This window comes from Pauljensenia sp. UMB9872 (assembly GCF_030212665.1).
Classification (GTDB): domain Bacteria; phylum Actinomycetota; class Actinomycetes; order Actinomycetales; family Actinomycetaceae; genus Pauljensenia; species Pauljensenia turicensis_B.
On the sequence record NZ_JASOER010000021.1, the window covers coordinates 21,038 to 27,453 of the forward strand.

The window sequence follows — 6,416 nt, forward strand, 5'->3', positions numbered from 1 at the left end:
CCCCGAGGGTCAACTGAACGTGCACCCAAGTGGTCACGTTGTGGATCGAAAAACGGGGAAAGTAGATCGTGTGCCATGCTTACCGCGTCCCGTTAGCCGTAACCCACCACAGTGGTGGACAAGAAAGGAGTGCGACGTGGAAGACCTTGCAAATCAAATTCTGGCGGTCGCAGACTGGCTCACGTTACACGTGACAGTCTGGGTTCTCGTTGGCACCGGCCTTTTCCTGACCATCGTCTCTCGTGGTGTGCAGCTGAGGCATTTCCCGTCGATGATTCGCGTCGTCACCGGCTCGCGTCAAGGTGCGAAGGGTGGCATCTCGTCCTTCCAGGCGTTCACGATTTCACTTGCCGCCCGCGTCGGCGTCGGTAACGTCTTCGGCGTGGCAGCAGCTTTGCTGATGGGTGGTCCGGGCGCAGTTTTCTGGATGTGGATCGTCGCCCTCGTCGGAATGGCGACCGCATTCTTCGAGGCAACGCTCGCGCAGGTCTTCAAGGTCCGCGTCGCTGACGGCACATTCCGTGGCGGTCCCGCGTACTACATTTCGCTCGGTATGAAGAACAAGGTACTAGCCTCAGTTTTCGCCGTCATTACTGTTGTCACCTGCGCATTCGTCATCACCTCCGTCCAGTCGAACGCCATCGCCGGAACCCTGCTCTCCGCACTTGGTGACGCCGGCTCTGAGCCCGTCATCGGTTCACTCACCCAGGCGCAGATCATCATCGGTGCCCTGCTGTTCGTCTTCTCCTCCATGGTCATCTTCGGCGGTATCCGCACCGTCGCCCGCGTGACCGAGTGGATGGCCCCGATCATGGCCACGATCTACGTCATCATGGTCGCGATCATCGTCATCATGAACATCGGCCAGTTCGGAACCGTCCTCGGTCAGATCTTCTCCTCCGCATTCGCGCCCCAGCCACTCGTCGGTGGCCTCGGCGGTGGCATATTCGCCGCCCTGATCAATGGCACGAAGCGAGGCCTCTTCTCGAACGAAGCCGGCCAGGGTACTGCCCCGAACGCCGCTGCAACCGCGACCGTTGCGCACCCTGTGTCCCAGGGGCTCATTCAGTCCCTCGGCGTTTTCATCGACACGATCATCGTGTGTACCGCCACCGCGTTCGTCATCCTGATCGCAGGCCCGGACGTCTGGGGAGCCGAAGGCATCAGTCCCGCAAACCTGACCTCCGCAGCCGTCGCGAACAAGCTCGGCCAATGGACCATCATGCCGATGGCCGTCCTCATCTTCGTCCTCGCGTACTCGTCGATCATCGCCGCCTACGTCTACTCCGAAACAAACATGACGTTCGTGACCGACAAGAAGTGGGCAACCTGGACCGTTCGCGTCATCTCCGTCATGTCCGTTGTCCTCGGCGCGCTGGTCTCGCTGGACCTAGTCTGGAACGCCGTCGATATTGCGATGGCCGTCATGACCGTCACCAACCTGGTCGCCCTGCTCTGGCTCTCGAAGTGGGGCCTGGGCGCCATGCGCGACTACGAAGCTCAGCGCAAGGCAGGCAACGAGGTCCCCGTTTTCATCGGCAAAGACAACCCGTTGCTTCCCGGCGACCTGCCGACCGACACCTGGGTCGAAGAAAAGGCCTCCTGACACCGCGAGGTTGGATTTCCCGTCCGACTTCCCAGTTGGTTGCTGAAACGGCTTCGTATTGACGAGGCCCATTAGAAAGCCATCCTGACTCAACGCCGGTGGTTCGGGCTCATGCCCGAACCACCGGCGTTTTACCACACTGTTCAACTCCAGATCTTCGAGTTCGCCACCGCCCCGCAGGCAATCCCCGAAAGCTCAGACAAGTGCGTGTTGTTTGGACTCCACCGACTACGTCAGCGGCCAGCCCAATACGCAAAATTCGCACTTGGGGGACAGCCTGCCTCCGCGATGGCTTAGCCCGGAGGCCACACTGCACCCTGAACGTTGCCAGCGTGTGCGCCTTGCGTCGACAAAAGGCGCTCGCGGTTTAGGCTTTGACTATGAAGATCGTGCGTTTTTCTGATGGTGACTCACCGCGTTATGGAGCCCTTGAAGATGGCTCAACCCGAATCGTTGTCCTGAAGGGCGACCCGCTGTTCAATCCGGTTGAGCCCGATGGGCGAATCGTTGAGCTTGATGAAGTTCGCTTGCTTTCGCCGGTCATTCCGCGTTCCAAGGTCGTTGCGATCGGCAAAAACTACGCCGATCATGCGCGCGAAATGGGAGGCGAGGCTCCGGATATGCCGGTCGTCTTCTTGAAGCCGAACACCTCTGTCATCGGCCCCGATGATCCGATCGTTCGTCCGTCCTGGTGCAATGAACTGCATCATGAAGGCGAGCTCGCAGTCATTATTAAGTCCCTGGCAAAGGATGTTCCGCTTGAGGACGTCGACAAGATCATCCTTGGATACACCGTGGCAAACGACGTGACCGCTCGCGATATTCAGCGAGCCGACTCGCAGTGGACTCGCGCAAAAGGCTTCGACACGTCCTGCCCGCTGGGGCCGTGGATCACCGTTGACCCGAACTTGGACGTCAACAACCTGCGGATCACGACCACGGTCGATGGCGAAGTTCGCCAAGACGATACGACCGCCAACATGATCCACAATGTGGCAGAAATCGTCTCCTACGTGTCGTCGATCTTCACGCTGTTGCCCGGCGATGTCATCATCACCGGAACCCCCAAGGGCGTCAGCGAAATGAAGCCCGGTCAAACCGTTGAGGTCACCATCGAAGGTATTGGCACCCTTCGCAACACGGTTCGAGACGCCGAATAGTATCGGCCCTTTACCCGTTAAACGTGTGGGGAGCAGTTTAATGAACTGCTCCCCACACGTCTGTTTTTAGGTGGCCGGCCTCGTCAATTGCCAGAAAGCCAGCCGGTTAAAAATCAGCCGAGACGTCCGCCCGCGACTAAGGCGAGAACACGGTCGATCATCTCCGCAATTGTTTCGTGCGAGCATGCCAGGTTGAAGCGTGCCCAATCGGCGTAGTCGGCGCCTAGGGTCTTACCGTCATTGACTGCGATTCCGGCTTGCTCGCGCAGAGCGATCGCAGGTGAAGGATTCAAGCCCAAGCCCGCGAATCCCCACCACGACAAGTACGTGCCCTGCGGGCGAACGAAATCAATGGGGGAGTGTGCGATCGCGGCCTCGACCGCATCGACGTTCAGGCGAATATAGTCGCGGACTTCGTCGAGCCACTCGACACCATTCTCGTAGGCTTCGATAGTGCCAACAGTACCGATTGTGGAAGCGTGGAACTGCAGTTTTTGGCCGTGCTCATCCCAGCGTTCACGAAGTGCATCGTCGGGAAGAATCACTTGAGCGGACGGAAGCCCCGCGATATTCCACCCTTTCGACGCGGCGGTCGCCGTCACCGTGTGTGCGGCAAAACGCGGATCAAGACGAGCGTAGGAGAGGAAAGGAACCTCGTCGAGGACCAGGGGAGAGTGGATCTCGTCGCTGAAGACGAGAGCGTCATACTGGCTGACCAGCTCGCCGAGCGCGCGAAGTTCAGTTTCGTCAAAAACACGGCCGGTCGGATTCCACGGGTTGCAGAGAATCACGAGGCCCGCGCCAGCCTCAAGACCTGCTTTGATGCCCTCCAGGTCGAGCGCCCAACCCTTGTCACCGGCAGTATCGCCGTGAAGGGACGGAACCTCAATGACGGGGTGGCCAGCCTCAGTGGGCATTGAAAGGAAAGGCATATAAGCCGGCGTCGGAACGATCACCGGCGCGCCCGAGCGCATCAACGTGGTCATCGTCAGTTCCAACGCGGGAAGAACGGACGTCACCAGACGAACCTGCTCAGGGCACAGATCCCAGCCGAAACGACGCTTTTGGAAAGAGGCGGTTGCTTCAGCAAGCTTCGGTGCCAACCACGACGGCTGGTAGCCCAATAGCCCATCATTGATGCAATCTGTCATCGCTTTCGCGACGCTGGGAGCGGTACCGAAATCCATCTCGGCAACCCACGCGCCGATCGTGGGGGAGCCATCCTTGCGGGTCATGCCCGTCCATTTCAACGAGCCCACGCGATGAAGCTCAGCATCAGTAAAAGTACGAATTGGCACGATTGCTCCTTTATCGGGTCGCCGAAGCAGTCATCGATACCCTCTGATGCCTGCCGAGAAAATGACGTATTGGGAACAAGCCTAGCGCCGACGAAAAGCTCTGCCCGCTGAGGCGAGTAAGATAAAAGCATCATGAGTGAAACGACTGCTTCCGGCGCCGACGTGCGCGTTCGATTCTGCCCCTCACCGACCGGTACCCCCCACGTGGGAATGGTCCGAACCTGCCTGTTTAACTGGGCATACGCGCGCCACACCGGTGGCACCTTCGTCTTCCGTATCGAAGACACCGACGCTGCTCGCGATTCCCAGGAATCGTTCGACCAGATCCTCGACTCCCTAGCATGGCTTGGCCTTGATTGGGACGAGGGCGTCAACAAGGGTGGTCCTCACGGCCCGTACCGCCAGTCCGAGCGCCTGGACATCTACGCCGATGTCGCAGCGAAGCTCCTCGAAAGTGGTTTCGCCTACGAGTCCTACTCCACCCCCGAAGAAATCGAAGAACGTCATCGCGCAAAGGGTGAAGACCCGAAGCTCGGCTACGACGGCTTCGACCGTGACCTCACCGAAGAACAGGTTGCTGCATTCAAGGCTGAAGGCCGCAAGCCGGTTCTGCGCATGCGCATGCCCGACGAAGACATCACGTTCAACGACCTGATCCGCGGTGAAATCACCTTCAAGGCTGGCTCGGTTCCGGACTACGTCATCGTTCGCGCCAATGGTCACCCGCTCTACACGCTGGTGAACCCGATCGACGATGCGCTGATGGAGATCACGCACGTTCTGCGTGGTGAAGACCTGCTGTCCTCCACCCCGCGCCAGATCGTTCTCTATCGCGCACTCGAAGAACTCGGCATCGCCAAGTTCATGCCTCGCTTCGGCCACCTGCCCTACGTCATGGGTGAAGGTAACAAGAAGCTCTCCAAGCGCGACCCCGAATCGAACCTGCTACTCCACAAGGAAGCCGGCATGATTCCCGAGGGCCTGAACAACTACCTCGCCCTCCTCGGCTGGTCGATCGCACCCGACCGTGACATCTTCACGATGGACGAAATGGTTGAAGCGTTCGATATTGCTCAGGTGAATCCGAATCCGGCGCGCTTCGACCAGAAGAAGGCCGTCGCCACCAACGCGGAGCACATTCGTCGCCTCGACACCTGCGATTTCACCCGTCGCCTAGTGCCCTTCCTGGCACGCGAAGGCTACATGAGCGCCGCAATCTACTCCGAGCTCACCGATTCTGAGAAGGCAACCCTCGACGCCGCTGCTCCGCTGGCGCAGACCCGCATTCAGATGCTCGGCGAGGCCGGCCCACTGATGCGCTTCCTGTTCGTCGGCGCAAGCGCCCTCAAATACAACGAAAAAGCTGTTTCTAAGCTCAAGGATTCCGCTCCGGGCGTGCTCGCCGCTACGCGCGAGGTCCTTGCCGGACTCGACGATTTCAGTGCCGAGGCAATCAAGCCCGCGCTCGATGCCAAGCTGGTCGAAGAGATGGAGGTGAAGCCACGCTTCGCATTCGGCCCGCTCTTTGTGGCAATGACCGGTTCGAATGTGTCGTTGCCCGTCGTTGACTCGATGGCAATCCTGGGCAAGGAAGAAACCCTTGCTCGTCTTGATCGCTTCATTGCGACGCTCGCCTGATTTCCTCAACGCTTTCGTGCCAGTCAGTTGCTACCGGCTGGCACGAAAGCGTTTGGAGGGAGACCATGTGTGGCTTCCGGCATCTTCCGCTCTGATTCTCCGCTTTGTTTTCATCGTGAATGTACGAGGTGCATCGCGGATCGCTGAACGTGAAAGACGTTGTTTCGACGCGCCATTTCCCTGATGAACAGGGGAGAGGCAGGAGAATGTGAGTCGAAACATGCCCGCTCGATTTGGCATTAGCGTCACACTCGACTACTCTTTCTTTTCGTCGCGAGAAACCGTAACGGTGACTGCGATTGCCAATGGGGTATGGTGTAATTGGCAACACAGCTGATTCTGGTTCAGCCATTCTAGGTTCGAGTCCTGGTACCCCAGCCATCGGAACGTATGTTTTCCGATAGGCCCCCATCGTCTAGCGGCCTAGGACGACGCCCTCTCACGGCGTTAACGCCGGTTCAAATCCGGCTGGGGGTACCAAACCGATTTACTTGGTTTAACTTGAAGTTTTCGTCATGAGAATTTCAGCGCCCCCATCGTCTAGCGGCCTAGGACGACGCCCTCTCACGGCGTTAACGCCGGTTCAAATCCGGCTGGGGGTACCATTCACACTCATGCCTTGTGGTGTGGGTGTTTTTGTGGGTTAAACGACAAAATGTGTGTTTTTGTTGGCGTGTCGGGATTAGAGTTGGCCTTTTCGGATGCCGAGTGAGT

Annotated in this window: 4 protein-coding genes and 3 tRNA genes; 6 read left to right on the forward strand and 1 reads right to left on the reverse strand. The window is 58.7% G+C overall.

Annotated features, from left to right (window positions below):
- Positions 1-136: 136 nt before the first annotated feature.
- The gene (locus tag QP109_RS08170; RefSeq protein ID WP_285024285.1) at positions 137-1,606 is read left to right on the forward strand and encodes an alanine/glycine:cation symporter family protein; all 1,470 of its coding nucleotides are present in this window, start codon (positions 137-139) and stop codon (positions 1,604-1,606) included.
- A 380-nt stretch (positions 1,607-1,986) separates the two neighbouring features.
- Positions 1,987-2,766 (forward strand): fumarylacetoacetate hydrolase family protein, encoded by a 780-nt coding sequence (locus tag QP109_RS08175; protein ID WP_285024286.1) that lies wholly within the window; start codon positions 1,987-1,989, stop codon positions 2,764-2,766.
- 113 nt (positions 2,767-2,879) lie between these two features.
- Here QP109_RS08175 and QP109_RS08180 read toward each other — a convergent pair whose 3' ends face one another.
- Positions 2,880-4,064 (reverse strand): MalY/PatB family protein, encoded by a 1,185-nt coding sequence (locus tag QP109_RS08180; RefSeq protein WP_285024287.1) that lies wholly within the window; start codon positions 4,062-4,064, stop codon positions 2,880-2,882.
- A 132-nt stretch (positions 4,065-4,196) separates the two neighbouring features.
- Here QP109_RS08180 and gltX point away from each other — a divergent pair, with 132 nt between their 5' ends.
- The 4 genes from gltX (at position 4,197) to QP109_RS08200 (ending at position 6,307) form a co-directional block, all read left to right on the forward strand.
- Positions 4,197-5,702, forward strand: coding sequence for a glutamate--tRNA ligase (gltX, locus tag QP109_RS08185; RefSeq protein WP_285024288.1), 1,506 nt, complete (start codon positions 4,197-4,199; stop codon positions 5,700-5,702).
- 306 nt (positions 5,703-6,008) lie between these two features.
- Positions 6,009-6,083 (forward strand) — tRNA-Gln (locus tag QP109_RS08190).
- Positions 6,084-6,106: 23 nt separating this feature from the next.
- Positions 6,107-6,182 (forward strand) — tRNA-Glu (locus QP109_RS08195).
- Between the two features lie 49 nt (positions 6,183-6,231).
- Positions 6,232-6,307, forward strand: a tRNA-Glu gene (locus QP109_RS08200).
- The last annotated feature ends 109 nt before the right edge of the window (positions 6,308-6,416 follow it).

What these genes read in the sequence shown, in the direction of transcription:
- gltX (WP_285024288.1), top strand. Translation starts at nt 4,197, where the DNA reads ATGAGTGAAACGACTGCTTCCGGCGCCGACGTGCGCGTTCGATTCTGC.
- QP109_RS08175 (WP_285024286.1), top strand. Translation starts at nt 1,987, where the DNA reads ATGAAGATCGTGCGTTTTTCTGATGGTGACTCACCGCGTTATGGAGCC.